The sequence below is a fragment of the Rhizobium cerradonense genome, assembly GCF_030182455.1.
Lineage (GTDB): Bacteria > Pseudomonadota > Alphaproteobacteria > Rhizobiales > Rhizobiaceae > Rhizobium.
On sequence record NZ_JAQJCK010000001.1, the window covers coordinates 398,479 to 423,828 of the forward strand.

General features: G+C 59.5%; 27 protein-coding genes. 15 read left to right on the plus strand and 12 right to left on the minus strand.

The window, feature by feature from the left end:
* Positions 1 to 140: 140 nt before the first annotated feature.
* The gene (locus PH547_RS01995) at positions 141 to 467 is read left to right on the plus strand and encodes a hypothetical protein (RefSeq protein ID WP_104823204.1); all 327 of its coding nucleotides are present in this window, start codon (positions 141 to 143) and stop codon (positions 465 to 467) included.
* A gap of 30 nt (positions 468 to 497) precedes the next feature.
* Here the strand turns inward: PH547_RS01995 and PH547_RS02000 are convergent, their stop codons facing one another.
* On the minus strand, positions 498 to 3,917 hold the full coding sequence (locus PH547_RS02000; protein WP_104823205.1) for a YhdP family protein: 3,420 nt from the start codon (positions 3,915 to 3,917) through the stop codon (positions 498 to 500).
* A gap of 130 nt (positions 3,918 to 4,047) precedes the next feature.
* Here PH547_RS02000 and PH547_RS02005 point away from each other — a divergent pair, with 130 nt between their 5' ends.
* The 5 genes from PH547_RS02005 to PH547_RS02025 all read left to right on the plus strand — a co-directional run bounded on the left by PH547_RS02005 (position 4,048) and on the right by PH547_RS02025 (position 8,964).
* On the plus strand, positions 4,048 to 4,530 hold the full coding sequence (locus PH547_RS02005; protein ID WP_104823206.1) for a peroxiredoxin: 483 nt from the start codon (positions 4,048 to 4,050) through the stop codon (positions 4,528 to 4,530).
* On the plus strand, positions 4,530 to 5,360 hold the full coding sequence (locus PH547_RS02010) for a ferritin-like domain-containing protein (RefSeq protein ID WP_104823207.1): 831 nt from the start codon (positions 4,530 to 4,532) through the stop codon (positions 5,358 to 5,360). Before PH547_RS02005 ends, PH547_RS02010 begins: the two co-directional genes overlap by 1 nt.
* 116 nt (positions 5,361 to 5,476) lie before the next feature.
* A complete protein-coding gene (locus tag PH547_RS02015) occupies positions 5,477 to 6,808 on the plus strand; it encodes a peptidoglycan DD-metalloendopeptidase family protein (protein WP_285167304.1) in 1,332 nt (443 codons plus the stop codon).
* A 198-nt stretch (positions 6,809 to 7,006) separates the two neighbouring features.
* Entirely contained in the window at positions 7,007 to 8,527 is a 1,521-nt protein-coding gene (locus PH547_RS02020; RefSeq protein ID WP_285167305.1) for a DEAD/DEAH box helicase, read from the plus strand.
* 14 nt (positions 8,528 to 8,541) lie between these two features.
* A complete protein-coding gene (locus tag PH547_RS02025; RefSeq protein WP_285167307.1) occupies positions 8,542 to 8,964 on the plus strand; it encodes an NUDIX domain-containing protein in 423 nt (140 codons plus the stop codon).
* 3 nt (positions 8,965 to 8,967) lie between these two features.
* Here the strand turns inward: PH547_RS02025 and PH547_RS02030 are convergent, their stop codons facing one another.
* The 7 genes from PH547_RS02030 to PH547_RS02060 are packed head-to-tail and all read right to left on the minus strand — an operon-like array spanning position 8,968 to position 14,711.
* Entirely contained in the window at positions 8,968 to 9,288 is a 321-nt protein-coding gene (locus tag PH547_RS02030) for a TfoX/Sxy family protein (protein WP_104823211.1), read from the minus strand.
* 3 nt (positions 9,289 to 9,291) lie between these two features.
* Positions 9,292 to 10,926 carry an NTP transferase domain-containing protein gene (locus tag PH547_RS02035; RefSeq protein ID WP_104823212.1) on the minus strand — a complete coding sequence of 545 codons (1,635 nt, stop codon included), beginning with the start codon at positions 10,924 to 10,926 and terminating at the stop codon, positions 9,292 to 9,294.
* The gene (locus PH547_RS02040; RefSeq protein ID WP_104823213.1) at positions 10,923 to 11,630 is read right to left on the minus strand and encodes an XdhC family protein; all 708 of its coding nucleotides are present in this window, start codon (positions 11,628 to 11,630) and stop codon (positions 10,923 to 10,925) included. The genes PH547_RS02035 and PH547_RS02040 overlap by 4 nt, the downstream gene beginning before the upstream one ends.
* Positions 11,630 to 11,959 (minus strand): XdhC family protein, encoded by a 330-nt coding sequence (locus PH547_RS02045; RefSeq protein ID WP_104823214.1) that lies wholly within the window; start codon positions 11,957 to 11,959, stop codon positions 11,630 to 11,632. The genes PH547_RS02040 and PH547_RS02045 overlap by 1 nt, the downstream gene beginning before the upstream one ends.
* A 7-nt stretch (positions 11,960 to 11,966) precedes the next feature.
* On the minus strand, positions 11,967 to 13,214 hold the full coding sequence (locus PH547_RS02050) for a vWA domain-containing protein (protein WP_104823215.1): 1,248 nt from the start codon (positions 13,212 to 13,214) through the stop codon (positions 11,967 to 11,969).
* A gap of 4 nt (positions 13,215 to 13,218) precedes the next feature.
* Positions 13,219 to 14,157: an AAA family ATPase gene (locus PH547_RS02055; protein WP_104823216.1), complete on the minus strand. Its 939-nt coding sequence runs from the start codon at positions 14,155 to 14,157 to the stop codon at positions 13,219 to 13,221.
* Between the two features lie 35 nt (positions 14,158 to 14,192).
* Positions 14,193 to 14,711: a flavin reductase gene (locus PH547_RS02060; protein ID WP_199773472.1), complete on the minus strand. Its 519-nt coding sequence runs from the start codon at positions 14,709 to 14,711 to the stop codon at positions 14,193 to 14,195.
* A gap of 144 nt (positions 14,712 to 14,855) precedes the next feature.
* Between PH547_RS02060 and PH547_RS02065 the strand changes: the two genes are divergently transcribed.
* From PH547_RS02065 to purB, 4 genes are all read left to right on the plus strand, one after another.
* The gene (locus PH547_RS02065) at positions 14,856 to 15,938 is read left to right on the plus strand and encodes a branched-chain amino acid ABC transporter substrate-binding protein (protein ID WP_104825105.1); all 1,083 of its coding nucleotides are present in this window, start codon (positions 14,856 to 14,858) and stop codon (positions 15,936 to 15,938) included.
* Between the two features lie 93 nt (positions 15,939 to 16,031).
* Positions 16,032 to 16,718, plus strand: coding sequence for a ribulose-phosphate 3-epimerase (rpe, locus tag PH547_RS02070; protein WP_104823217.1), 687 nt, complete (start codon positions 16,032 to 16,034; stop codon positions 16,716 to 16,718).
* Positions 16,705 to 17,226 carry a hypothetical protein gene (locus tag PH547_RS02075; protein WP_104823218.1) on the plus strand — a complete coding sequence of 174 codons (522 nt, stop codon included), beginning with the start codon at positions 16,705 to 16,707 and terminating at the stop codon, positions 17,224 to 17,226. Before rpe ends, PH547_RS02075 begins: the two co-directional genes overlap by 14 nt.
* A gap of 101 nt (positions 17,227 to 17,327) precedes the next feature.
* Positions 17,328 to 18,629 (plus strand): adenylosuccinate lyase, encoded by a 1,302-nt coding sequence (gene purB / locus PH547_RS02080; RefSeq protein ID WP_104823219.1) that lies wholly within the window; start codon positions 17,328 to 17,330, stop codon positions 18,627 to 18,629.
* Positions 18,630 to 18,634: 5 nt separating this feature from the next.
* On the opposite strand, the gene PH547_RS02085 is transcribed toward purB, so the two are convergent.
* The gene (locus tag PH547_RS02085; protein WP_104825106.1) at positions 18,635 to 19,105 is read right to left on the minus strand and encodes a low affinity iron permease family protein; all 471 of its coding nucleotides are present in this window, start codon (positions 19,103 to 19,105) and stop codon (positions 18,635 to 18,637) included.
* Between the two features lie 185 nt (positions 19,106 to 19,290).
* A complete protein-coding gene (locus tag PH547_RS02090) occupies positions 19,291 to 20,097 on the minus strand; it encodes a DUF2189 domain-containing protein (RefSeq protein WP_104823220.1) in 807 nt (268 codons plus the stop codon).
* Positions 20,098 to 20,273: 176 nt separating this feature from the next.
* On the opposite strand from PH547_RS02090, the gene PH547_RS02095 reads away from it, so the two are divergent.
* The 5 genes from PH547_RS02095 to PH547_RS02115 all read left to right on the plus strand — a co-directional run bounded on the left by PH547_RS02095 (position 20,274) and on the right by PH547_RS02115 (position 23,430).
* Positions 20,274 to 20,828 carry an RBBP9/YdeN family alpha/beta hydrolase gene (locus PH547_RS02095; RefSeq protein ID WP_104825107.1) on the plus strand — a complete coding sequence of 185 codons (555 nt, stop codon included), beginning with the start codon at positions 20,274 to 20,276 and terminating at the stop codon, positions 20,826 to 20,828.
* A gap of 263 nt (positions 20,829 to 21,091) precedes the next feature.
* Entirely contained in the window at positions 21,092 to 21,856 is a 765-nt protein-coding gene (purC, locus tag PH547_RS02100) for a phosphoribosylaminoimidazolesuccinocarboxamide synthase (protein WP_015340039.1), read from the plus strand.
* A gap of 17 nt (positions 21,857 to 21,873) precedes the next feature.
* Positions 21,874 to 22,116, plus strand: coding sequence for a phosphoribosylformylglycinamidine synthase subunit PurS (purS, locus tag PH547_RS02105; protein ID WP_104823221.1), 243 nt, complete (start codon positions 21,874 to 21,876; stop codon positions 22,114 to 22,116).
* 104 nt (positions 22,117 to 22,220) lie between these two features.
* Positions 22,221 to 22,892, plus strand: coding sequence for a phosphoribosylformylglycinamidine synthase subunit PurQ (purQ, locus tag PH547_RS02110; RefSeq protein WP_104823222.1), 672 nt, complete (start codon positions 22,221 to 22,223; stop codon positions 22,890 to 22,892).
* Positions 22,893 to 23,025: 133 nt separating this feature from the next.
* Positions 23,026 to 23,430 carry a hypothetical protein gene (locus PH547_RS02115; RefSeq protein ID WP_285167312.1) on the plus strand — a complete coding sequence of 135 codons (405 nt, stop codon included), beginning with the start codon at positions 23,026 to 23,028 and terminating at the stop codon, positions 23,428 to 23,430.
* 250 nt (positions 23,431 to 23,680) lie between these two features.
* Here the strand turns inward: PH547_RS02115 and PH547_RS02120 are convergent, their stop codons facing one another.
* On the minus strand, positions 23,681 to 24,607 hold the full coding sequence (locus PH547_RS02120) for a TlpA family protein disulfide reductase (RefSeq protein WP_158704455.1): 927 nt from the start codon (positions 24,605 to 24,607) through the stop codon (positions 23,681 to 23,683).
* A 474-nt stretch (positions 24,608 to 25,081) separates the two neighbouring features.
* Positions 25,082 to 25,237, minus strand: a complete 156-nt coding sequence (locus PH547_RS02125; RefSeq protein WP_445944993.1) for a DUF1127 domain-containing protein — start codon at positions 25,235 to 25,237, stop codon at positions 25,082 to 25,084.
* Between the last annotated feature and the right edge of the window lie 113 nt (positions 25,238 to 25,350).

The following is a 25,350-nucleotide window of genomic DNA, read 5'->3' on the forward strand; positions in this document are numbered from 1 at the left end:
CTGACACCGAAACACGAAAGCCGGCGCAACCCGCCGGCTTTTTTACGCTTTCAGCGCCTCCGCAGCAATTTAATGCACGGTCATGTCGGACCATGGCATTTCCGTTCGTCTTTTGTAGAGATCAACTCTGGAGGCGAGTTATGGACGAACTGCCGGTAATCGAAACGAGGCGTAAAGGTAAAAGCCTCACGCAGAGCATGCTGATTCCCAGCAAGGACATGGTTGCTCGGGCACTCCGGGCCGCCCCTCCTGGCGAATTATCTGACATTGCCAAGATAAGACGGGCGCTCGCCAGGGAATATGGAGCGGATGCCTGCTGCCCCGTGACCGTCCAGCGACATCTGGTGCAAATCAGTCAAGACGGCACTGCCCCGTTCTGGCGCGTGGTCGATCCTGAGCGACCTTCCGCCCGGCGCATGATCGGCGGACCTGAACGCATACGCGAGCGGTTGGCGAACGAACGATGATCGGTTTGGCCTGCGTGCTCGGCGTGAAGCTCAGAACTCGAAGATCTGCCGGAACACGCCCGGTGCGATGATCGACAGCGGGTTGATCTGCAGGTTCGGTTTTTCAAAGTTTCCGGTGAGCCTGAACGTGATGCCGATCAGGCCGCGGTCGCTGCCGTTGCCAAGGATGAATCCGACGATCGGCACTTCGGCGAACAGCCGGTTGAGGCCATAGGCGGGCATGAACGTGCCCGTCAGGTCCATGTTGCCGTTCGCGTCCTTCACCGTGCCTTGAAACGTCGCGCCCACCTGTACGCCGCGGACAACGCCATTTTCCACCGCAAGCGTCCCCTTACGCAGCACCAAGCGCGCGAAACCGCGCTCGAAACTCTGGGATCGCGTATCGATATTCTGTTTGACGGCCGAATTCAGGCTTCGCCCATTTTTGCCGCTCGGTGTGGAAACGATGGTCGAAAGCTTCTTTTCGTCGATGATGGCGAAGTTACGGATATCGAGCGAACCGTCCCAGGCATCAGTTCCCGTGGAGCGTAGCGACAGATTGAGCAGGCCGCCTTGCAGATGCTTGTAGAGATCGGCAAAACGCGCCACTGCGCCCGCATCGCCGCTGGTGATGCGAATAGTTCCGCCGTCTCCGCCCTTGCTCACCTGGCTGACGACGGCCTCGCCGCTGTGCGTGAGGCCGGAGAAATCCGCAGCTATCGTGCGGCCGCCGACGATGGAATAGACGCCCTTGAGATTTCCGATCGACTCATCGTTGAAGCCGACGACCTTATCGAGATTGGCCCGGATCGTTGCACCGGACGAATCATCCTTGTTGTCACTTTTGTCGCTGGATGCTGTTTTCAGCCGCGCCAGAACTGGCCGGAGATCGGCCGAATTGCCGGCGACGGATATGTCGTAGTTGCCGCTTTTGCCGTGCTTGATCGACAGCGCGAAATCATCGAGCGCGGAAAGCTTGACGCTATCGAAATTTGCCGAAGACAGGCCACCCTTGCTGACGACGAGATCGCCGCTGACACCGAAGCCATCTCCTTTGAGGACGAAATTTTTGAGCACTGTCTGGCTGTCCGGCCCGGAGGCCTCGAATTGGGCGGTGGCTGGAATGCCGCTGCCTTTCGACCAGCCGACCCACGGAACGGTCAAGGCCGCCTTGGCGAGGTCGATCTTGACGCCCTGCCGATCGTCGTCGATGCGCGTGAGTTCTATCTTAATCGGGCCATCGATAATGTCATTGAGACCCGGTATGACGCTGTTACGTTGGGCATCGGTGAGCGTGGCAGTGATCACGCGACTGCGTTTGGCCGTTGATTTGCCGTCCGTCGGTTCGACCATATCGATTTGCGCTGGAATGCCGTCGATCTGCGCCTGGGCATCCAGATGCACGGATTGGGGATCGGCGTCGATCTCGCCCGTAAGATTGGAAATCTTGCGGTTGTTCATCGGCTTCAGCAGATCGACGTCATCGAGCTGCAAGTTCGCCTTCCAGACCGGCGGCGGCGGCTTCTGATCGCTGATCAGGCCGATTGTCGCATCGACCTTGGCGACGATCTTGCCGTTGAAGTTCTCCGGTTTGAACTCGGTTCGCTGCAGCACTTCCAGCGGCTTATAGGTCAACAACTCGCCGATGGAATCGCCCGTGCCGGATATTTCCAGCGTGAGGGTGGCCATCAATGGCTTGTCGTAGGCCGACGGGATCGAGAAATTGCTGTCGTTCAGCGTCACCGAGCGGCCTGAGGGGAAATAGGAGGTGCCGCTCGCAATATCGACGCTCATCGTCGGACCGGTCAGATCGAAATGCGCCTGGGTGTCCCGGATTGGCGGAATCTCGCCTGGCACGTCGAGGCGCGCCTCATCGATATCGAAGGCGATGTGCAATTCGTTCTTTCCGAGCTGCAGCTTGCCCGTTTTCGCCGCTTCCGCCAGTCGTCCGGCGGGGATGAAGACCGAAATGACCCCATTGGTCACCGTGCCGCCGAAGAGGTTTTTCTCCACCCAGACCCGAGGTTTCGAGGCCATCCAGAACGGCCAGAGCTGCTTGATCGCGGTCGTATCGAGCTTGTCGGCGCGGCCGCCGAAGCTGATCTCCGGCGAGCTGTCTCCGAGTTTCAGATGCAGGGAGCCAAACAACGCGCCCAGCGGCGTGGAGATGCCGAGATTTTCGAATTGCAGTTCCTTGGTCGCCGCCAGGAAACGCCCCGTCGCCTGCCCGTCGAAGCTGACCGGCTGTTCGCCCGAAATGGAGGATGCTGCCGTGCCGCCACGAATCAGGAAGTCGATGCCGAAGCCCTTGCCGGCATTGGCGTCGATATGGTCGAGGTCGATCAGCGCCCCGGAGAATGGCACAATAGTGCCGACGAATTGAGCCTTAGACGGCGCAATCTCAAGCGTGTGGTGGGCGAAGTTGTAGGCGAGATTGATGTTGGCCTTTGTCAGCTCCTGCGGGTCGCGGTCCATGTAGAGCGTGCCGGGTTGGACATCGATCGAGGCGCTGAGCTTTGGTTCTATCCCTGAACCACCACGCATGGCGGTCACCGTCATTCCGGCGAAACTCATGATGCCCTGGCGCGGCGTGCCGTTCTGATCATAGGCCATCGTTAACGGCTTCAGGTCGAGATTGGTTACCTTTGCGGTCAGGGAAGAACTGCGCCCAGCCTCCTGTTGATCGGCGGTGACATCCAGCGTCGCGACGGAGCCGTTGACCGCAACCTGTCCATAAAGATGCAGCGATGTCGGTCCGCTGCGCTCGAAGGTGAGGCTGTCGACCACGAGCGAGATCGGCTCGCCGCCCTCCTGTCGTGCCAGCTTGACGGCAAAGCCGGAAATGCGCACCGAGTTCGTGCCGCCGCGTTCGACGAAACGCTCGAGGAAATCGAGATTGTCGAAGGCTGACTTCAGCGCTTGCGGTAACGCATCGACGCGCAGCATCGTCAGGTCGACGGGATCGCCCTGCGGCAGCAGCGACGTGTCGAGCGCGATGCCCTCTGCCGCCACATTGGCCACTTCGACACGGCCTTCGACAAGCGCCAGCGGATCGAGCACCATGCTGACCGCCGACATGGTCGACAGGTGCTTGCCGCTCTCCTGGTCGACCACATTGACGTTGCGGGCTTCCAGCTCCAGCCGCAGGGTGGGCGTAAAGCGGACCACGGTCGAGCCAACCTCCGCTTTGTAGCGAGGCCCGATCGCGCGATCGAGGGCAAGCTGTGCCTTCTGCGACAGGGGTTCATCGAAAATGCCGCCCTCGATGGTCGCGATGACGGCGCCGGCGATCAGGGCGAGAAAGGCGATGAAGACAAGGGTGATGCGGCAGACATGCCAGACATGCGAGCGCTTGCGCCGTTTGCGCTCGGGGACATGCACGATCATAGGATCGTCGACCTGAGCGGAAGGCAAGTGGTCGAGCGAGACGAGATCCTTCTTGCGGAATATAATCTTTTCGCCTCGGATCACTCCCGTGCGTCCCTTTCTTTTTTTGCAATTTTGTTGGTGACGCTGCGTCCGATGTGGACGGCATACCGGCGCAGTATATATGGCTGGTATTTAGTGTCATCCAAAATCCCGGCAAAAGAAAGGTTTTCCCGTGACCGAAATCTCTCTGGTTGAATTGGGCATCGGCGACAGAGCGCCAGATTTCGATCTTCCGCGCGATGGCGGCGGCCGTGTGAGCCTTGCTGATTTTGCCGGCAAGCCATTGGTGCTGTTCTTTTATCCCAAGGACGATACGACCGCCTGCACGACCGAATCGATCGCCTTCACAGCGCTTGCCGCCGACTTCGAAAGGGCGGGCGCGGCCGTCCTCGGCATGTCGCCGGATTCGGTCAGGAGCCATGACAAATTTGTGAAGAAGCACGCCCTCTCCGTCCCCCTCGCTTCCGATGAAGAGAAGACCGCCGCCGAGGCTTACGGCGTCTGGCGGGAAAAGAGCATGTATGGCAGGACCTACATGGGCGTCGTGCGTTCGACTTTCCTGATTGGGGCGGACGGCAGGATCGTCAAGATTTGGAGCAAGGTCAAAGTGGCCGGCCATGCCGAAGAGGTCTTGGCTGCTGTCCAGGAACTCTGATGCCGGTGGAAATCGAGACCATCACTTCGCTGCGCGGCGGCGCGATAGCCGCTATCTGCTCTGCCGATCTCGATCGCAAGACGGCGCTTGCCCAGGAATCGGCGACCCGCTGGTTTGCGCGCACGCTGTCGCTGCGCTCGCCGCTCGATCCGGCTCTTGCCGATCGTCCCGGCCGGCCGGAAAAGCCGGAGCTGGTGCCGCCAAAGCATATGAAGAAGCGCTCGCTGCACACGGTCAAAGGTCGCATTGCGCTGCTGCATGCCATCGCCCATATCGAGCTCAACGCCATCGATCTGGCGCTCGACATCGTCGCGCGCTTCGCCACCGAACCAGTGCCCAATTCCTTTTTCGACGGCTGGATGCAGGTTGCTTTCGAAGAAGCCAAGCATTTCCGCATGGTGCGGGCGCGTCTGCGCGATCTTGGCGCCGACTATGGCGATCTGCCCGCCCATGACGGCCTGTGGCAGGCCGCGCACGCAACCCGCAACGACCTCACTGCACGTCTTGCCGTCGTTCCGCTCATTCTCGAAGCTCGCGGCCTCGACGTGACGCCGGCGCTGCAGGCGAAAATGCGCGAAACGGGCGACTTGGAGAGCGCTGCCGTCCTTGATGTCATCTACAATGACGAGAAAGGGCATGTCGCCGTTGGCGCCAAATGGTTCCGCTTCCTCTGCGCCCGCGAAAGGCGCGATCCGGCCCGCACCTTCCAGGATTTGGTGCGCGCCAATTTCCGCGGTTCGCTGAAGGCGCCGTTCAATGACATCGCCCGCGCCGAGGCCGGTCTGACGCCTTCCTTGTACCGCGCCCTTACGTCTACAAGTAATGCATAACATACTAAACTATAAGAGTTTTTTGGTTTTCTAGGGGTGAGGCGGAAAGCAATCGTTAACCATAATTCCGTGTAGTCTCCAGTGGATGCCGATGCGCATCGATTGGGAGATTCTCGGTGACAGCCAAGCCTCAGAACCGGGTTTTCGGCAAACAAAAACGACAGCACACCATTATCGTGGCGAGCGGCGATACGGTGCGCCACATGACCGTGCGCCCGTGGATGGCGGCGCTTGTCGTGTGCCTCATCGGCATCTTTTCGATCGGATATCTCCTCGCCACCTCCTATCTCGTCCTGCGCGACGACCTGATCGGCGCCACCATGGCCCGGCAGGCGCGCATGCAATATGACTATGAGGATCGCATTGCGGCGCTGCGCGCTCAAGTCGACCGCGTTACGTCCCGCCAGCTTCTCGACCAGCAGGTCGTCGAGGAGAAGGTCGACAAGCTGATGGAGCAGCAGCAGGCCTTGTCATCGCGCCACGGCAAGCTCGATGCGCTGCTTGACCGCGCCGAGAGTTCTGGCCTGATGAACAAGAATGCATCTGGAGATGCCAGTGCGGCGGCCAAAGGCGACCACGCGGAATTGACGGGAGGGCTTAAGTCGATCGAGAGGCTTCTGTCGAGCGGCAAGCCCGCCGATGCGACCCCCGACAATTCCACCCTCGCCTATGTTCCCGCCCCTGAAACCGTCGCCGACCGTGCCGACCGGGTGTTCTCCAGGGTGACATTGTCACTGAAACATATCGAACAGGATCAATTGACCCGCGTACGCCATCTGACGACCGGCGCGTCGGAGACCGCCGATGAGATCCAGTCGATCATGCAGAATGTCGGCGTCAAGGTTCCGACCGTGATGGCCAGCGCTGCGAGCAAGGATGAGAGCGTCGCAAATGATGATGGCGGCGTCGGCGGTCCTTATGTCGCACCGGAAAATGTCGATCAATTCGATCAGTCCATGGCCAATCTCGACACGGCATTGACGCGCCTCGAGACGGTACGCGGCGCAGCCGAAAGCCTGCCCTTTCGCAATCCGGCGCCGGGCAAGCTAATCACCAGCCCCTTCGGCAATCGCAAGGATCCCTTCTTCGGCAAGCTGGCACTTCATACCGGCACCGATTTCCACTTCAGCCCTGGGGAAAAGGTCAAGGCGACGGCGCCTGGCAAGGTCGTCTCCGCCGGCTGGACAGGTGGTTATGGCAACATGGTGGAGATCGACCACGGAGACGGCATTTCGACGCGTTACGGCCATATGGAAGAAATTCTGGTCAAGATCGGCGATACGGTCAAGGCCGGCGACGCCCTCGGTCTTGCCGGTAGCACGGGACGTTCGACCGGCACGCATCTTCATTATGAAGTGCGCGAAAACGGCCGTGCGATCGACCCGATGTATTTCATCAATGCAGGCACGAAGCTCGCAAGTTATATCAATGGACTAGGGACAATCTGACCGCGAGAATTGTGACAAACGAGCAACAAAGGTGGCGCTAATCTAAAAATTGCGTTATCTATTGGTCTGAAGCTTTCTGAACCACCTGCTTTCCTTGACTTCGCGGGTATTTGGTTCTATGTCGCGCTGCATTGCGGCATGCTAGGGCATGTCGACTCACGAGTGTTCGACCGAACCGGAACGGAAATAGTTTTCCCTTTGACAACATTTGCTGACCTTGGCCTGAGCCAAAAAGTCCTATCCGCGGTAACTGACGCGGGCTACACCACACCGACTCCGATCCAAGCCGGCGCAATTCCGTTTGCGCTACAGCGTCGCGATATCTGCGGGATCGCCCAGACGGGTACCGGCAAGACCGCCTCCTTCGTTCTGCCGATGCTGACGCTCCTCGAAAAGGGTCGTGCCCGCGCGCGCATGCCGCGCACGCTGATCCTAGAGCCGACGCGCGAACTCGCCGCACAGGTCGCGGAGAATTTCGAGAAGTACGGCAAGAACCATCGCCTGAACATCGCCCTGCTGATCGGTGGCGTTTCTTTCGAAGATCAGGATCGCAAGCTGGAGCGCGGCGCCGATGTGCTGATCTGCACGCCAGGCCGCCTGCTCGACCATTTCGAGCGCGGCAAGCTGCTGATGAGCGCCGTCGAAATCTTCGTCATCGATGAAGCCGACCGTATGCTCGACATGGGCTTCATTCCCGATATCGAGCGCATCGCCAAGCTCATTCCTTTCACGCGCCAGACGCTGTTCTTCTCGGCCACCATGCCGGGCGAAATCCAGAAGCTGGCAGATCGCTTCCTGCAAAATCCGGAACGTGTCGAAGTCGCCAAGCCTGCTTCGACGGCAAAGACCGTCACGCAGCGTTTCGTCGCTTCCCACGGCAAGGATTATGAGAAGCGCGCGACGTTGCGCGATCTCATCCGCTCCCAGACCGATTTGAAGAACGCCATCATCTTCTGCAACCGCAAGAAAGATGTCGCGGATCTCTTCCGCTCGCTGGAACGCCATGGCTTCTCGGTCGGCGCGCTGCACGGCGATATGGATCAGCGCTCGCGCACGACCATGCTGCAGAACTTCCGCGACGGCAATATCCAGCTTCTCGTCGCTTCCGACGTTGCGGCGCGCGGCCTCGATCTTCCCGATGTCGGCCACGTCTTCAACTTCGATGTTCCGATCCATTCGGAAGATTATGTCCACCGCATCGGCCGCACCGGCCGTGCCGGTCGCTCGGGTTCCGCCTTCACCATCGTCACAAAGCGCGATACTAAGCATGCCGATGCGATCGAAAAGCTGATCGGCGAAGATGTCGAATGGCTAAACGGCGACCTGTCGTCGTTGCCCCCGGTCGAAGAAGGCCGGGACGACGATCGTTCTTCCCGTCGCCGTGACTCCAAGAGCAGAGGCCGCGACCGGGATCGTGGCCGCGGGGGCCGGAGTGCCTCGAGTCATAAATCTGATATCGACGTCGAGGATAATGGCGTCGAAGTGATCGAAGAAGCAGCACCAGCAAAGGCCGAAAGCGTGAGAAACGAGCGCAAGTCTGAGAACAACAACAAGTCCCATAACGGTTCTCGTAACAATCACCGGCCCTTCCCTGCTGCCAACGACGACAACCGCGAGCGTCGCAATCGCTATCGCGATCAGGACGACGGCCCGACCCCGGTCGGCTTCGGCGACGATATCCCCGCCTTCATGCTAATTGTTGCCAACGCCAAGGGCTGATAGGCCCGCAGCGCATGGGAAAGCCCGGTATCGATTTCCCAGGACTAGGAACCGGTCTCGCAATTTTGCGGGACGGAAAGCTGTTGCTCTATAAGCGCCTGAAGGCGCCCGAAGCCGGCTTATGGAGCATCGTCGGCGGCAAGGTCGATCATATGGAGCCTGCCGCCAAGGCCGCCGTCCGCGAAGCGGAAGAGGAAAGCGGTCTCTCCATCGGCAAGATCGACTATCTCTGCACGACAGAAGTCATCATCGAGGCCGACCGCCAGCACTGGATCTCACTGATCTATATCTGCAGGGACTTTTCCGGCGAGCCTCGCCTGATGGAGCCCGACAAGCTCTCCGATTTCGGCTGGTTTGGCCGTAACGAATTGCCGACTCAACTTTCCGATTTCGCCAAGGCAACCATCGCCCATTTGAGCGAAGACGATTTTCGCTGAACTCTATTTCTCCGCCCGCACCGCCGCCTCGTAAGCCAGTCTCACCCAGCGCGCCATGATGTCCGGATCGTCGAACGCATCGTCCGGGATCGACCAATAGGGCATGTTGACGGGTTTGCCTTTCTTGCCTTCATAGGCCCAGCGCCGGGCGCCGGCTGCCTCGAATTCCGGAGCGCTGATTTCGTCAGCTTTCAGCAGCATCTCGTCGCTTACTTCGACGGCGACGATACGGCCCATGTGGTAGACGCCCTTGCCGCCGAACATGCGCTTGATCGTCACCGGCCCAAGCGCCTGGAACATCTCCTCGATCTCGATATTATCCATTCCCTACCCCTTCAAAATGCCACCGGCGGCCAATACGGCTTCGGGCGTATCTACATCGAGATGAGCGGCATCGCCAATGTCGACATCGATGACGGCAAGCCCCGCAGTTTCGATGATATGCCGGGCGCCGACATCACCTTCGAGCCGCATCACAGCGTCGAACACGGCGCGCGGCAGGATGACGGGATTGCCACGTTTGCCGCGCGATACCGCACGGACGATCGCCTGACCGTTCGCCTTCCGGAAGGCCGCAATCAGCGTCTTCAGGTCGTCGCTGGTGACACCCGGCATGTCGGCCAGCATGACCAATGCGCCATCGGCGCGTTGCGCGAACGGCGCGCTGATGCCGGCGACCAGCGAGCTTGCCATGCCGGACGCATAGTCTGGATTGTGCACGCGCTCGATCGCCAGACCGGCGAGCGCCTGCTCGATCTCCTCGCGGCGATGGCCGGTAACGACGATGACAGCGGAAGCCCCGCTTGCCATAGCCGTCGCAGCCGAGCGTCGCACCAGGGGGATGCCATCGAACTCCGCCAACAGCTTGTGCGGCCCGCCCTCGCCCATGCGGCGTGCTTTGCCGGCCGCAAGAAGCACAACAGCAACAGAGATCTGAGCCTCCGGCTTGACGGCGATATCACGTGGTCTTGGCCGCGATTGGATTTCCATGAGAAGTCCCCCGACGCCCATGCCGCTGATCTCATGCGGCGTCGGCTTTTCGCCGGCAAGGATACGATCCAGCACCCAGTCGAAACCATTCTCTTTCGGGCTGCGAGCGCAGCCGGGCGCGCCCACGATATAGACATCGCCGATCCGGCCGAGCACCAGCAGATTGCCGGGATCGACTGGCATGCCGACCTGGATCACCTGGCCTTCCGCAAGCCGGATTGCCTCAGGAATGACGTCGCCGGCATCGATGACAGCCGACGCACCAAAGACGATGACGAGTTTTGGCGATTGATCCTCCGCCCGCAGTGCCTTGCCGATCGCTTCCGCGACCGCAGGCGCACGATGCGCCACGCGCTCTTCCCGCTCCAAAGTGCTGCCGGCAAGCTGAAGCCGCTGCGCAAGGATGCGCGCCGTCTTGTCCATCACGGAGGTCTTCAGCGACGGCAATTCGGTCGCGATCAGCGACACCGCATGCGGCTGGAATGGCTTGACCTCGAAGACCGTCGTCTGCCGCAGGATGTCGATGCCCGCAGCAACCTTCTCACCTGAAACTGCCAGCGGAATGATCTTGAAGGTCGCTACCATATCGCCGCGACGCACCGGCACATGATCGGCAAGACAGGCAAGCGTGATGGCCGGATCGACGCGATTCAGCCGGTCTACGGCGGCGCGGTTTGCGACGAACAGGCCATCGACCGCGCTGTGGACATTGACGCGCCCCGTAGCCGCTTCGGAAAACGTCAGATGATCCGGGGCAATCGCCCGCGCCAATTGCGCCGCGGCCTCATCCTCCATGAGATCGTCAGGCGCGATTCTGGCGGCGGTGACATGGGAGATATTGGCAGCGATGAGACGGTCGAGATCGGCGCGGTCAAGGACATGGCCCTTGGCGAGACTGCCGTCTGGCAATCGGATGGAATGCGCAAGCACGGCGCCTTCGGCTTCCGCTGTCGCAAAATCACCGAATATCATCGCCTGTCACCCTTCGGTGATGAGACGTCACGGCCGCGCAGCGCGGCGATGATCTCGGCCAAGATGGCAACGGCGATTTCCGCCGGGCTCGATGCGCCGATGGGAAGGCCGATTGGGGCATGAATTCGGGCAAGATCGGCGTCCGTCAGCCCCTCATGCTTCAATCGTTCCACGCGGCTCGCATGCGTCTTGCGACTGCCGAGCGCGCCAACATAAAAACAGCCTGCTTTCAGCGCCTCGGCGATCGGGAAATCATCGATCTTAGGATCGTGGGTGACAGCGACCAACGCCGTATAGGCGTCTAGCGGGCGCTCCTTCAAAACATCCACCGGCCAGTCGGCAACGAGATCGACGCCATCGAATCGCTCCGGTGTCGCAAAAGCGGTGCGCGGATCAATGATGCGGATGTCAAAGCCGGCCAGCTCGGCCATACCAGCCAAAACCTGGCTGATATGCACGGCGCCGATGACAACGATTTGCGGGGGCGGCAAATGTACGTTGAGGAAGAGGCTTTCCCCTGCGATATCCACTGCCGAGGATTTTCCCGAGCGGAAGGCGGAAGCCACCGCGTCGGCAAACGGGCCGTCGAGAGCTTCGCCCTCGACAATCAGCCGATCAGGTCCACCGGAGAGATCGGTGACAAGGACAGCCGCTTGCCGCGCGCGCCGCAGAGCATTCAGTTTCGCCAGTATCTGACGGTCCATCAGCCAAGCCTCTCGACATAGACGCGAATGCGGCCGCCGCAGGACAGGCCGACGCGCCAGGCGGTCTCATCCGCGACGCCGAATTCCAGCATGCGAGCCTTGCCGCTATCGATCACATCCAGTGCCTCGGTGATTACGGCGCCTTCCACGCAACCGCCGGAGACCGAGCCGTGAAAATTGCCCTCGTCGTCGATGACGAGATGGCTGCCGGTCGGGCGCGGTGCGGAACCCCAGGTATCAACGACGGTCGCCAATGCCACGCTGCGGCCGGCGGCGGCCCATTCCTCCGCGACAAAAAGCGGATCCAGGCTTTCGGGTGTATGCGTCATGGGTGCCTCACAGCTTGGCGAGAAAACGGCGTGGATCATAGGCGCTGGCACGACCGGCGCTCAGGGCTGATACGAGATCGGCTAGAGATAATAGATTGTGAACCGGACGGAATTCGTCAACATGCGGCAGCATGGCGCGAACGCCACGGGCGCGGGGTTCGAAGCCTTCGAAGCGCAAGAGCGGATTGAGCCAGATCAGCCGCCTGCAAGAGCGGTGCAGCCTGTCCATTTCGCTTTGCAGAAGCTCCACGCCCTCCCGCTCCAATCCATCGGTGATGAGGAGAACGATCGCGCCCTGCCCCAGCACCCGCCGTGCCCAGAGCCGATTGAACTCCTTCAGGGTCTCGCCGATACGCGTGCCGCCAGACCAGTCGCGGACGGCGGCGGCGCATTCGTCGAGCGCCTCGTCCGGGTCCTTGTGGCGCATCTGCCTGCTAACATTGGTCAGCCGCGTGCCGAACAGGAACGTATGCACGCGCCTGCGCTTCTCGGTCAGCACATGCAGGAAATGCAGGAATATCCGAGTATACTGGCTCATCGAGCCTGAAATATCGGCAAGCACCACCAAGGGCGGCTGCATCTCCTTGGCCTCGCGGTAACGCGGCAAGATCAGCGTGCCTCCGGTGCGAAGTGCCACCCGCATCGTCGCCCGTGGATCGACCTTGGCGGACACATGAGACGGCACGAAGCGGCGGGTGCGGACGCTGTCGAGCGGCAATTCCAGCCTCGCCAGCTCTTTCCTCGCGGCGGCAATTTCCGCAACCGACATCTGGGCGAAATCCATGCGGCGCAGGAGTTCGTTACCCGATGTCGTGAAGCGGGCATCGATCTCGATATCCGGCGCCTCGCGCTGTGGCCGGCGGTCGTCGCGGTCGCCAAGCAAAGCGTCGCTCACACGGGTTTCGCCCGGTTTCGGCTTTTCCTTCTCACGATTATCGGGCGCGACCGGCGACATCATCGCGATCATCTTCTGCACGAGATCGCGCGAACGCCAGAACAGCCGGAATGCTTCGTCGAAAACCGCAAGATCCTCATGCCGTTTGACGAAGATGGAAGACAATGCCGCGTGAAACTCTTCGCGCGAACCGATGCCGATCGTCTCGACCGCTTCGATGGCGTCGGCAATGGCCGCCGGCCCGATCTTCAGGCCGGCCTTGCGTAAAGCTCGTGCGAAGAAGACGATATTATCTGCAAGACGTCCGTCACCGAGCGGTGACGGCGGGACGATGGCGCCATCTCGCGTTGCCGATTCCATCGTCTCATCCCGTTGCCAGCAGTTCGGATTTGACCTCGTCCAGCACCCGGTTGCCTTCGCCGCCCTGGATGCGGGCAATATCGTCCTGGTATTTCAGAAGGGTGCCGAGCGTATCGGAAATCGTTTCGGGATCGAGCGCCAGCCGGTCGAGCTCGGTCAGCGCCGTCGCCCAGTCGATGGTTTCGGCGACGCCGGGATTCTTGAAGAGGTCGAGCGTGCGTAGCTTCTGCACATAGGCGACGATCTGGCGCGACAGCGCCTCGTTACAGCCCGGCACTTTGCGGCGGATGATGTCAAGCTCCTGTGCCGCTTCGGGGTAATCGACCCAGTGATAGAGGCAACGCCGCTTCAGAGCATCATGCACCTCGCGGGTGCGGTTGGTGGTGATGATGACGATGGGCGGTTCGGCGGCGCGAATGGTGCCGAGCTCGGGGACGGTCACCTGGAAATCGGAAAGCACTTCGAGCAGAAAAGCTTCGAACGCCTCATCGGTGCGGTCCAGTTCATCGATCAGGAATACCGGCGCACGCCCTCCCGTGCCCGATAGCGCCTGCAGCACGGGCCGCCGAATGAGATAACGCTCGGAAAAGATATCGGCCTCGATACGGTCACGGTCGGTAAGACCCGACGCTTCGGCAAGGCGGATTTCCAGCATCTGCGCCGGATAGTTCCACTCATAGACGGCGGAGGAAACGTCGAGCCCTTCATAACATTGCAGGCGGATCAGCGGCCGGTCGAGCGCCTTCGACAGCACTTTGGCGATCTCGGTCTTGCCGACGCCGGCCTCGCCTTCCAGAAAAAGCGGCCGTTTCATTTTCAGCGCCAGAAACAGCACTGTGCCGAGCGCACGCCCCGCGAGATAGTCGTGAGTGCCGAGCATGTCGATCGTTTCGTCGATCGAACTCGGCAGCGACGGTGCACGATGATGATGATGATCAGGCATAGTCTCTCGATCCAAGCGATTATGCGCTAGGGAGGTTATAACGTGTGATAGTCCCTGTTCATATAGAGCAGCGCCGGCTTTGTTTCATCGAAATGCACCGCCACCACTTCGCCGAAGATGATGTTATGCGTCGAAGCCCGTTTGATTTCGGTGACGCGGCAATCGAAGGCTGCCAGCGCGTCGGTAAGAACCGGCGCACCGGTCACGAGCGTATCGAACTTGCCCGTTGCGAAACGCTCTTCATTGGTCAAATTCGTCTTGCCGGAGAAGGCATCGGCGAGCGCCTGATGATGGGCGCCGAGAGCGTTCAGGGCAAAGATGCCGCTTTTGAAGAAGATTTCGTTCTTCGCATTGTTGTTGTTAAGGCAGATCAGGATTGTGGCTGGATTGTCCGAGACCGAGCAGGCAGCCGTGATCGTTACCCCGCGCCGTTCATTGCCAAGTGCGGTGGTCACTAGCTGCACATGCCCCGCATAACGGCTCATGGCGTCGCGATAGTCAGCCGGATCCATACGCTGCTTGTCTAGCACGATTGCTTCCCTCGTTTTCGTCATTTCTCGTTTTCATTCAATATGGCGGGCACACGTTAGCTTTTCTACAATAGGATTATTGAAATCAGAGAGATTTCGCTGCTTTTTCTTTGACGACGACCTTCAGGCGGATAAAAGGGCAGGAGAATTGTCCGGGATACCATGTCGATGAACGTTCTGCGCCGCACACCGCTACTGATTGCGCTGCTTCTGGCAGCGGGCAGCAGCTATGCCGCCGGTGTCAATATCGGCATCGTCGCGCCGCAGAACGGAAACTTTGCACCCCTCGGCGCCCAGATCACCACGGGCGCCAATTTTGAGGTGCAGGCGCTACAGGATTCGGCCACCGTCGTCGACGAGCCCTGCACGGAGGATGGCGGCAGGGCAGTGGCCGAGTCGTTGATCACGGCCAAGGCGCAAGTCGCGATCGGCTTTCTCTGCAGCGAGACGCTGGAAGGGGCACTGCCGCGGCTGAAGGAGGCCGGTATCCCCGTCATCACCGTTTCCGTGCGTTCCCATATCGTGATGGAGGATGCGTTCAAGAACGGCTGGCCGTTTTTCCGTCTCGCTCCAGTCGACAGCACCGAAGCTGCCATGGCGGTCGACACCATCCTGAAGAGCTGGGTAGCCGAGCCGATGGCGCTTATCGAAGACGGCACGATCCACGGCCGTGAACTGGTGGAAGCGGTGCGCAATGCGCTTGAAGAGAAGGGCCTGAAGCCGGTCTTCACCGACACCTATCGCCCCGGCCAGGAACAGCAGATCGCCCTTGTCCGCCGGCTGAAGAAGGCCGGCGCCACCCGTGTCTTCGTCGGCGGCGACCGCAGCGATGTGGCGGTCATTGCCCGCGATGCTCACAGCGAGAATATCCCGTTGACGTTGATGGGTGGTGATGCAATGCGCGCCGCCAACCAGCCGGTGCCTCTGGCAGACGGCGTGGAGGCCATCGCCCTCCCCGATTACGCCAGCCTGCCCGTTGCCCAAACGACCGCGCAGGCGATGCGTGCCAAGGGTATCGAACCGGATGGTTATATTCTGCCGGCGGCGGCCGCCGTGCTGATTGCCAACCAGGCCGCGGAAAGTGCCAAAGCGGAAAACAAATCGATTGCCGACAAGCTGATCGGCACGGCCTTTCAGACGCCGATCGGCCAAATCACCTTCGGTCAGAACCACGAATTGATGGAAAATCCCTACCGGCTGTTGGAATGGCGCGGCAACGCCTTTGTGCCACCGACACCGCCGTCGAACTGATATGGTCCATGCAAGGCTGGCGGATTAGGTTGTTTGCCTGCCGAACCGGTGATAAGCCAAGCGCGATAAAATCAGACGGAGTTCAGCCATCTCATGACCTTGCCGATCCGCATTGCGCCCTCCATCCTCGCGGCCGATTTCGCCAAGCTCGGACAGGAAGTCAAAGATGTAACCGAAGCCGGGGCGGACTGGATCCATCTCGACGTCATGGATGGACATTTCGTGCCGAATATCTCGTTCGGCCCCGATGTCATCAAGTCGCTGCGTTCCTATACCAACGCCACCTTCGACTGCCATCTGATGATCTCGCCCGCCGATCCCTATCTCGAAGCCTTCGCCAAGGCCGGCTGCGACCGCATTACGGTTCACGCCGAAGCCGGCGCGCATCTGCATCGCTCGCTGCAGACCATCCGTCATCTCGGCAAGAAAGTCGGCGTCACCCTCAATCCGGCAACGCCCCTGTCCGTTCTGGAAAACGTGCTGGATGATATCGACCTGATCCTGATTATGTCGGTTAATCCCGGTTTCGGCGGCCAAAAGTTCATTCCCGCCATGGCGGACAAGATCCGGAATGCCCGCCTTCTGATCGGGGACCGTCCGATCGAACTCGAGGTCGACGGCGGCGTCACCGTCGATACGGCTCCGATCGTCACCGCCGCCGGCGCCAATGTCCTTGTCGCCGGCTCGGCGATCTTCAAGGGTGAATCCGTCGAGGCCTATCGGCAGACGGTTTCCGACCTGCGCTCTGCGGCAGAACGAGGCCGCGTTGGATCAAATTAATCCGGCCAGCACTGTCGCGACTACCGGGCGGCTGAGGGCCGCCTTTCCGTCCTATCGACAGCTCTTGTTCGGGGCGCCCTGCTGGGGCGTAGCGATGGCGAGTTCGGCGCTATCGGTGCTCTACCTGCGCAACGGTCTTCTGACGAGCCATTTGCCCGCGCTGATGGCGGTCTATTTCTTCGGCGGCGCGCTTGCCTGGCCGTTCACGCTACCGCTCGCGCGTCTACTCGCGCATCGCCGGCCGCTCGAAGCGCGTTTTGCCGCTTTCTTTCTGGCGCTGTCGCTGGGCACCGTCGCGATGACCGCCTTTCTTTTCGCACTGGACTATCGCTGGTTTTATGCCCGATGGCATGCGCCTTTCGGCACGCTCGTCTGGGCATTTCAATTTGCCTTCACCAGCGCCAGCGCCCTCTATCAGTTCGCCATCCTCGGCCTTGGCCTGTTCCTGCCGTTCGGCTTCATCTTCCTGGTGATGGCGAGCCTTTATCTCGCCAGACATATGCGTTGAGTTGAAGGAAAGAATAAGCCAAGAAATGTTGAGATTGCCTCCCGTCTTTGTTATGGGGGCGCCGAGGATTTGTTTCCCCTTACCTAAGAAAGCTTGAGCCCATGATCCCGCGCTACTCTCGACCGGAAATGGTCGCCATCTGGTCGCCCGAAACCAAATTCCGCATCTGGTTCGAGATCGAAGCCCATGCTTGCGACGCGCTGGCCGCGCTCGGTGTCATTCCGAAATCGGCGGCCGAAACCATCTGGGAAAAAGGCGGCAAGGCGACTTTCGACGTTGCCCGCATCGACGAGATCGAAGCCGTCACCAAGCACGACGTCATCGCCTTCCTCACCCATCTTGCCGAAATCGTCGGTCCCGATGCCCGCTTCGTGCATCAGGGCATGACCTCCTCCGACGTGCTCGACACCTGCTTCAATATCCAGCTCGTTCGCGCCAGCGACCTTCTGCTGGCCGATATCGACAAGCTGCTGGAAGCCCTGAAGCGCCGCGCCTTCGAGCACAAGGATACCGTCACTATCGGCCGCTCGCATGGCATCCATGCCGAACCGACCACCTTCGGCGTCAAGCTGGCGCTGGCCTATGCCGAATTCGAGCGCTGCAAGCAGCGCCTGATCGCGGCTCGTGAGGAAGTTGCCACCTGTGCGATCTCCGGCGCCGTCGGCACCTTCGCCAATATCGACCCGCGCGTCGAAGAACATGTCGCCGCCGCTCTCGGCCTGAAGCCGGAGCCGGTGTCCACGCAGGTTATCCCGCGCGACCGTCACGCCATGTTCTTCGCCACGCTCGGCGTCGTCGCCTCCTCGATCGAACGTCTCGCCACCGAAATTCGTCATCTGCAGCGTACCGAAGTGCTGGAGGCCGAGGAATATTTCTCCCCCGGGCAGAAGGGCTCTTCGGCCATGCCGCACAAGCGTAACCCGGTACTGACGGAAAACCTGACCGGCCTTGCCCGCATGGTCCGCTCCTATGCCATGCCGGCGATGGAGAATGTGGCGCTCTGGCATGAGCGCGATATTTCCCACTCTTCCGTCGAGCGCATGATCGGCCCGGATGCGACGGTGACGCTCGACTTCGCGCTGGCTCGACTGACCAGCGTCATCGACAAGCTTTTGGTCTATCCGGACAATATGATGAAGAATATGAATAAGTTCCGCGGACTTGTTCATTCGCAGCGCGTGTTGCTGGCACTGACCCAGGCAGGCGTTTCCCGCGAGGATTCCTATCGCCTCGTCCAGCGCAACGCCATGAAGGTTTGGGAACAGGGCAAGGACTTCCTTGAAGAATTGCTTGCCGACCAGGAAGTCCGCGCCGCTCTGTCGGAGGAAGATATCCGCGAAAAGTTTGACTTGGGCTACCACACCAAGCATGTCGACACGATTTTCAAGCGTGTATTTGGCTGATCAATCTATTGGTCGAGATTTGACGAGGCGGCGCCGACAATGCGCCGCCCTTTCTGTTTTATGGGAGGCTTCCCAGCAGTCTCGTCCCCTTCTCCGCTGCCGCTAGGCCTGTCTCCATCGCGCTTGGCTGCCTTCGCCACTAGGCGATCGAGATGTTTCAAATCTTCTTCGTCAAGGTTCTCTATGCCGATGAAACGGTTTTCGGCGGCGCTGGTCAGGATAAGTTCGTTGAGCTTGGCTTGAATGGCGCGCGTGTCGCGCGTCTGGGCGTTCTGCAAGAGGAAGACCATCAGAAAGGTGATGATGGTCGTGCTGGTGTTGATGACCAGTTGCCAGTTTTCGGAGAAATCGAAGACCGGTCCGGTGATGCCCCAGACAATCACTGACAGCAGAGCCAGTATGAAGACGACCGGTTTTCCAGCCCATTCCGAAACGATGGTGGCAAAACGGGAGAAAATATGCCTGAGCCTTGCCATATGGATCCACATCTTCCGCCGAGGGCCGCATGTCCGGAACGGACATGCGAAGATCTGAGCCTAGTTCGCAACGCCTCTCCCGAATGCGCTAGGATTCGGAAGAGGTGGGCGAGTTGATGCGGATCAACGTTGCAATGTCACGACCGGTTCCATTCGATGCGACGGGAACCATGACGCGGCTGAATTCAGCTCAATGCGGCCGGTGCCACGAGTTTGCGATAGAGATGCCAGGTGGCATGTCCGAGAATGGGCATGACCACTGCAAGCCCCGCAAAGATCGGGATCGTACCGACAACAAGAAGCCCCGCCACGATCAATCCCCAGATTGCCACCGGCACCGGATTAATGAGTGTCGCGCGAATGCTTGCGTCGATCGCAGCCACGGCACCGACATCTCGGTCGAGCAGCAGCGGGAAGGTAACGACGGTGGTTGCCAGTACGACGAGCGCAAAGACGAAGCCGGTGAGGTTGCCCCAGAACATCATGCTCATGCCCTGCGGCGTCGTCAGCACGTTCGAGATGAAGGATGACAGAGTTGCCGGGACGCTATCGCCGAAATAGGCGGTATAGATGGTCTGCGCGACGACAAGCCAGACGATGAATAAGCCAAACAGCATAAGGCCGACCACAATGATGGAGGGCAACGCCGGAGAGAAGCGGACGTCAAAAGCATGCCGCCAGGACGTGTCCAGCCCTTGCTCCCGCCGCCGGCTGATCTCATAGAGCCCGATCGCTGCCAGTGGCCCGAGCAGCGCGAAGCCGGACATCAGCGGAAACAGCAATGGCAGTAGATTCGCACCGGAACTCCAGATCGCTAGTGCTATGCCCGCGATCGGATACATGAGACACAGGAATACGTAATGGGATGGTTTTTCGCTGAAGTCGTCCAGCCCCAGTTTCAGGGCGTCGATGAGATCGGCAATGCCGATCTTGCGGATGGCCGGACGCGTAAAGGTGTGATTTGCGCCAGCCATGACATGAAATGCCGTCATAGTATTCCTCCTCCTCATCAGCCAAAATGCGTTTAGCTGGCGGCACGAAAATGTCGGGCAACAAGAGGCGCCGACATCATCATTCGCTACCGGCAGGCGGGATCCTAGCAAATTTTGCCGTAATTGTCGCCTTTTCCCTTGACACCTCGGTCTTCCTTTTCCACATCGGCGCCATCATGAAAGCCTCCGACGCAGATATTCTCATCATCCCCGGATACACCAATTCCGGCCCGGACCACTGGCAGACGCGCTGGGAGCGGAAGCTCTCGACGGCGCGGCGGGTGGAGCAGGCCGAATGGTCGAAGCCCGTGCGCGAGGATTGGGTTGCCCGCATCGCCGAAGAAGTGAACGCCTCGACCCGGCCCGTGGTGCTGGTGGCGCATTCGCTTGGCGTGCCCTCGGTGATCCACGCGATCCCGCATTTCCGCAACAAGGTGGCTGGCGCCTTCTTCGTCGCGCCGCCCGACGTCGCCAATCCGAAGATCCGGCCGAAGCATCTGATGACGTTCGGTCCTTACCCGCGCGATCCCCTGCCTTTTCCATCGATCACCATCGCCAGCCGCAACGATCCCTTCGGCAGCTACGAGCATGCCGATGAAATGGCGGGGAGCTGGGGCTCGCTGTTGATCGACGCCGGCGAGGCCGGCCATATCAACGCCGATTCCGGCCATGGTCCCTGGCCGGAAGGCACGATGGTCTTTGCCAAGTTTCTCGGCAACCTCAAGCCGTGATTGCGGCCGAGCCGTGATAGAATGGCGCAAACTGGCTCACTAGCCTGTGAAGTACAGGGCGGCTTTCATTCCATCGTCAAATAAAAGCCTGTAGAACATGAAAGGACAGGATCGCGATTCTCGCATTGGTATAGAACCAAAGCCGGAATTCCGAGGAAGGAGGCGCTGGCGGATTGTGAATTCGCTTCTTATCCGTTATGGGGACGCCCACAGATCGATCCACTTGCGCTATCTCAAAGCGCTAACGACAGAGAACAATACCGATGAACCGTCGCCGCCGTATTTACGAGGGCAAGGCCAAGATCCTTTACGAAGGGCCTGAGCCGGGCACGCTGATCCAGTTTTTTAAGGATGACGCCACCGCCTTCAACAAGAAGAAACACGAAGTTATCGATGGCAAGGGCGTTCTGAACAATCGTATTTGCGAATATATTTTCAGCCATCTGAATAAGATCGGCATTCCCACGCACTTTATCCGTCGTCTCAACATGCGCGAGCAGTTGATCAAGGAAGTGGAGATGATTCCGCTCGAGATCGTCGTGCGCAACGTCGCTGCCGGCTCGCTCGCCAAGCGCCTCGGTATCGAAGAGGGCGTTGTGCTGCCGCGCTCGATCATCGAATTCTACTACAAGTCCGACGCGCTCGAAGATCCGATGGTCTCCGAAGAGCACATCACGGCGTTCGGCTGGGCCAATCCGGCTGAGCTTGATGACATCATGGCGCTCGCCATCCGCGTCAACGACTTCATGACCGGCCTCTTCCTTGGCGTCGGCATCCAGCTCGTCGATTTCAAGATCGAATGCGGTCGCCTGTTCGAAGGCGACATGATGCGGATCATCCTCGCGGATGAAATTTCGCCGGATAGCTGCCGTCTCTGGGATATCGAAACCCACGAGAAGATGGACAAGGATCGCTTCCGCCGCGACATGGGCGGTCTGTTGGAAGCCTATTCCGAAGTCGCCCGCCGGCTCGGCATCATCAATGAAAACGAACCCGTGCGCGGCACGGGCCCGGTTCTCGTCAAGTAAGCGCAGGAAGGACAATCGTGATCAAGGCTCGTGTAACCGTCACGCTGAAAAACGGCGTTCTCGATCCGCAGGGCAAGGCAATCGAGGGCGCGCTCGGCGCACTCGGCTTCGACGGCGTCCATCAGGTCCGCCAGGGTAAGGTTTTCGACCTGGAGCTTGACGGCTCCGACAAGGCCAAAGCCGAAGCCGAGCTGAAAACCATGTGCGAAAAACTCCTCGCCAACACGGTGATCGAGAATTTCAGCATTTCGATCGACTGATTGCCGTTTTCCAAGAGCCATTCTTCCTTTGTCAAAGACAATGAAGTATGGCTCTTCGATCCCATTCCTAGCCAGTATCTTTCGCTTATGTCGGGAGCAGAATCATGAAATCAGCAGTCGTTCAACTTCCCGGCCTCAATCGCGACCGTGACATGATCGCGGCGCTGACCAAGATTTCCGGCAATGCGCCTATCACGGTCTGGCAGACGGAAACCGAGATCCCGGATGTCGATCTGATCGTTATTCCCGGTGGCTTTTCCTATGGCGATTATCTGCGCTGCGGCGCGATCGCAGCCCGCATGCCGGTCATGCAGGCGATCAAGGAAAAGGCCGACAAGGGCGTCAAGGTTCTCGGCGTCTGCAATGGCTTCCAGATCCTGCTGGAAGCCGGCATGTTGCCCGGCGCGCTGATGCGCAATGCCTCGCTGAAATTCGTCTGCCGCGAGATCAAGCTCGAGGTCGCCAATGCCGAAACGGATTTCAGCCGCGCCTACGCCAAAGGTCAGGTGATCCGCTGCCCGGTCGCCCACCATGACGGCAATTATTTTGCCGACGCGGAAACGCTGGCGGCGATCGAAGGCAATGGTCAGGTGGTGTTCCGCTATGCTGAAGGCACCAATCCAAACGGCTCCATCAACGATATCGCCGGTGTTATCAACAGCAAGGGCAACGTGCTTGGCATGATGCCGCATCCGGAGAACCTGATCGAAGCGGCCCACGGCGGCGCCGACGGTCGCGGTCTCTTCGCCTCCGCCCTCGACGTGATCGCCGCCTGAGGCGATGCGTCCGCACCAACATTAGGATTGCCAAACCAGCCGACGTTTTGCCTCGAACAGAACCTCGGAAAGGTTCCGATTCACATCATCATCGGCTAAGAGCTGCCCAACCGATTTATTGGAAGAGAGATTGATGCGCCCTCGCCTCGTTACCGGATTGTATTCTGCCGCCACTCTCGCAGCACTTGGCCTGCTCTTCACGTCCTGCACGACGCGCGCTCCGACTGTCACCACTGAGCAGCATAGCGCTCTGTCGACGATGGAGCGCGTCATGCTCAATGCCAATGCCTGCTGGTTCAAATCGGCCGATCCGGTCTTTGCTGGCTACCAGCTCGCTCCCGAACTCAATTCCTACACCGGCCGCCCGCGCATTCTCGTGGTTGACAAGAAGCACCCGACCGGCCGGCCGTCTCTCGTCGTTCAGGCGGAAGGCAATCCGGCGCAGTTGCAGGCCTTCGGCCCGATGATGTCAGGCGCCTCCGGCGGCCGCATCACCGGGGATGTCAACCGCTGGGCCGCGGGCACGAAGGGCTGCTGAGGCAGCGGCGACGTCGTCATTATAGCGCGGACAATCAGCGTTGCCGGAAAGGACGGGCCTGCAATTTCGGAGCCAGTGCAGCCACTTGTGCCGCACTGAACCAGTCCCATCGCTATGACACATGTGTTCCTAGCTTTAAACGCCGTTTAGCAGGTTATGAGGTCAATTAAACGCGGCACGTTTTGGATACATTCCTGGGAAAGCACACCGTGATTTCCCAGGAATAGCGCGAAAACAACAAGTTGCAGCGTCACGTAAGACCGATCCAAGGTCCGCCTGTCAATGCCACCCCCGCCAACGCGGAAAGATCTAGCTGGAGTTGGTCAAGGTCGAAGCCTTGCTGGAAGTGGCGAATAACTCCGTCAGAGTCGATAAGCACGTATGTTGGGTAAGCAGCTTCCGGAATATTGTTTGCAAGGGTGTACTTGTTAACGAGCCACCGCAAGTCCGATTTCGGGTCACCCCCGCAATGAACCACCGCTTCCTTTGGATCGAAGTTGTACTTTGTCGCCCATTGTTGCGCCGTTACCTGCGATGAAGCCCTATAACTCCGGTCATCGACGAGCACCGTAAAAGGTGTCAACTTCAGCTTCGTACCCTTGGTGACGTTTACATTGTCAATAAATCCGCGGGTTTTTTCAGCCGCAAAATTACAAGGACCGCACCACTGGGCGCAGATATCGACCAAAATCCAATCCTTGTTCGGGCTATACTTGCTAAGTTGGACAGTTTTGCCGGACTGATCCTGCCCGACGATGTCAGCGGCTTTGTCGCCGACGCGATAGCCCTCTAGGGTTGGTAATGCGAAGAATGCCAGCTGTCCGGTACCCCAGCCGGCACCGCCGGGGATCTGGGTGTTGTATTGGAAGCGCTGTCCGTTCGAGTTGGGATGAACGTAGATTGGTATCGTTCCCGTCCTCGGCTGAGTCGACGGATAGGCGTAAAATGGATCTTCTCCACCAGTCCAACCGTCGTGCGCTCCTTCGATCGTATCTATCTCAAAGCGATCCCCCGATCGATGACGATAAAAAGGTATCGTCCCTTCCTGCGGGGCAGAGTAGGCGTAGAACGCAATGGTCTTGTTTTGATCCCATCCATTCTCCGCGGTCATTTGGGTGCCGTACCGGAAAAATTGCTGGCTTTTCGATTGCGCGTAAATAGGAACTGCATCTGTCATTTGAGTGTCCCCCGATAATAAATGATTGGGCATCTACAAGCGGATGTTTCGAGTCCGAGTAGCGTCAATTGAACATGCGAGTTACGCCACAGGGGGACTTGCGGCCATAATATGTGCCGCGCACGAATGACCGAAGCGCGGCGTTAAACACAACGATGTCAGCGCTCCCTCCGGTTGCATCGATGCGACCAGACGCCAAGACGGCGATCGAACTTGGCTCCCCCATTGCTAGTTGAGCGCGTGAGGGAACGATACCACTGCCGCCCACTTAGTCAAGTATTCACTAATATAATACTATCAGCGGCGCTTCGCGAAAAGCTGCCTACCATTCATCGGCGTTGACCCACCCTCTGCGACCTCTCCGCAGCGCTAGGCATGGAAATAATGGAAATATATGTCGCCGACCGCGAACGAAGGCATGATCTTCGCCGCCGCTCGGCTAGATCTCGTCGCAATCGCCTCTTGCCGGCACGCTCAGTCCCAGAAAAACGATTTGTTCACCTCGTCCATCGCCTCCTCACGGGTCAGGCCGATGTCGCGCAGCTCATCATCCGTCAGATACCGCAAAGTCCAGCGGCTTTCCCGCTTCTGCAGCCAAACCGCAAAAGCGTCGACAAGACGATGCGCCAAGCGCGATACTCGCGCGGAGATGCTCGGCGACCTTTCGTCAGCTAGGGGACTCTTGCTGAAGTGAATTGTATCTATTGTATCCATTTCTTGCTCGCTTGATCGTGACAATCGGA

Coding starts and splice junctions, on each gene's coding strand:
- purC (WP_015340039.1), top strand. CDS start 21,092: ATGAACCGTCGCCGCCGTATTTACGAGGGCAAGGCCAAGATCCTTTAC.
- PH547_RS02085 (WP_104825106.1), bottom strand. CDS start 19,105: ATGGCAAGGCTCAGGCATATTTTCTCCCGTTTTGCCACCATCGTTTCG.
- PH547_RS02090 (WP_104823220.1), bottom strand. CDS start 20,097: ATGACGGCATTTCATGTCATGGCTGGCGCAAATCACACCTTTACGCGT.
- PH547_RS02025 (WP_285167307.1), top strand. CDS start 8,542: ATGGGAAAGCCCGGTATCGATTTCCCAGGACTAGGAACCGGTCTCGCA.
- purQ (WP_104823222.1), top strand. CDS start 22,221: ATGAAATCAGCAGTCGTTCAACTTCCCGGCCTCAATCGCGACCGTGAC.
- PH547_RS02010 (WP_104823207.1), top strand. CDS start 4,530: ATGCCGGTGGAAATCGAGACCATCACTTCGCTGCGCGGCGGCGCGATA.
- PH547_RS02050 (WP_104823215.1), bottom strand. CDS start 13,214: ATGGAATCGGCAACGCGAGATGGCGCCATCGTCCCGCCGTCACCGCTC.
- PH547_RS02065 (WP_104825105.1), top strand. CDS start 14,856: ATGAACGTTCTGCGCCGCACACCGCTACTGATTGCGCTGCTTCTGGCA.
- PH547_RS02120 (WP_158704455.1), bottom strand. CDS start 24,607: ATGACAGATGCAGTTCCTATTTACGCGCAATCGAAAAGCCAGCAATTT.
- PH547_RS02055 (WP_104823216.1), bottom strand. CDS start 14,157: ATGCCTGATCATCATCATCATCGTGCACCGTCGCTGCCGAGTTCGATC.
- PH547_RS02095 (WP_104825107.1), top strand. CDS start 20,274: ATGAAAGCCTCCGACGCAGATATTCTCATCATCCCCGGATACACCAAT.
- PH547_RS02060 (WP_199773472.1), bottom strand. CDS start 14,711: ATGACGAAAACGAGGGAAGCAATCGTGCTAGACAAGCAGCGTATGGAT.
- PH547_RS02035 (WP_104823212.1), bottom strand. CDS start 10,926: ATGATATTCGGTGATTTTGCGACAGCGGAAGCCGAAGGCGCCGTGCTT.
- rpe (WP_104823217.1), top strand. CDS start 16,032: ATGACCTTGCCGATCCGCATTGCGCCCTCCATCCTCGCGGCCGATTTC.
- purB (WP_104823219.1), top strand. CDS start 17,328: ATGATCCCGCGCTACTCTCGACCGGAAATGGTCGCCATCTGGTCGCCC.
- PH547_RS02115 (WP_285167312.1), top strand. CDS start 23,026: ATGCGCCCTCGCCTCGTTACCGGATTGTATTCTGCCGCCACTCTCGCA.
- PH547_RS01995 (WP_104823204.1), top strand. CDS start 141: ATGGACGAACTGCCGGTAATCGAAACGAGGCGTAAAGGTAAAAGCCTC.
- PH547_RS02045 (WP_104823214.1), bottom strand. CDS start 11,959: ATGACGCATACACCCGAAAGCCTGGATCCGCTTTTTGTCGCGGAGGAA.
- PH547_RS02030 (WP_104823211.1), bottom strand. CDS start 9,288: ATGGATAATATCGAGATCGAGGAGATGTTCCAGGCGCTTGGGCCGGTG.
- PH547_RS02040 (WP_104823213.1), bottom strand. CDS start 11,630: ATGGACCGTCAGATACTGGCGAAACTGAATGCTCTGCGGCGCGCGCGG.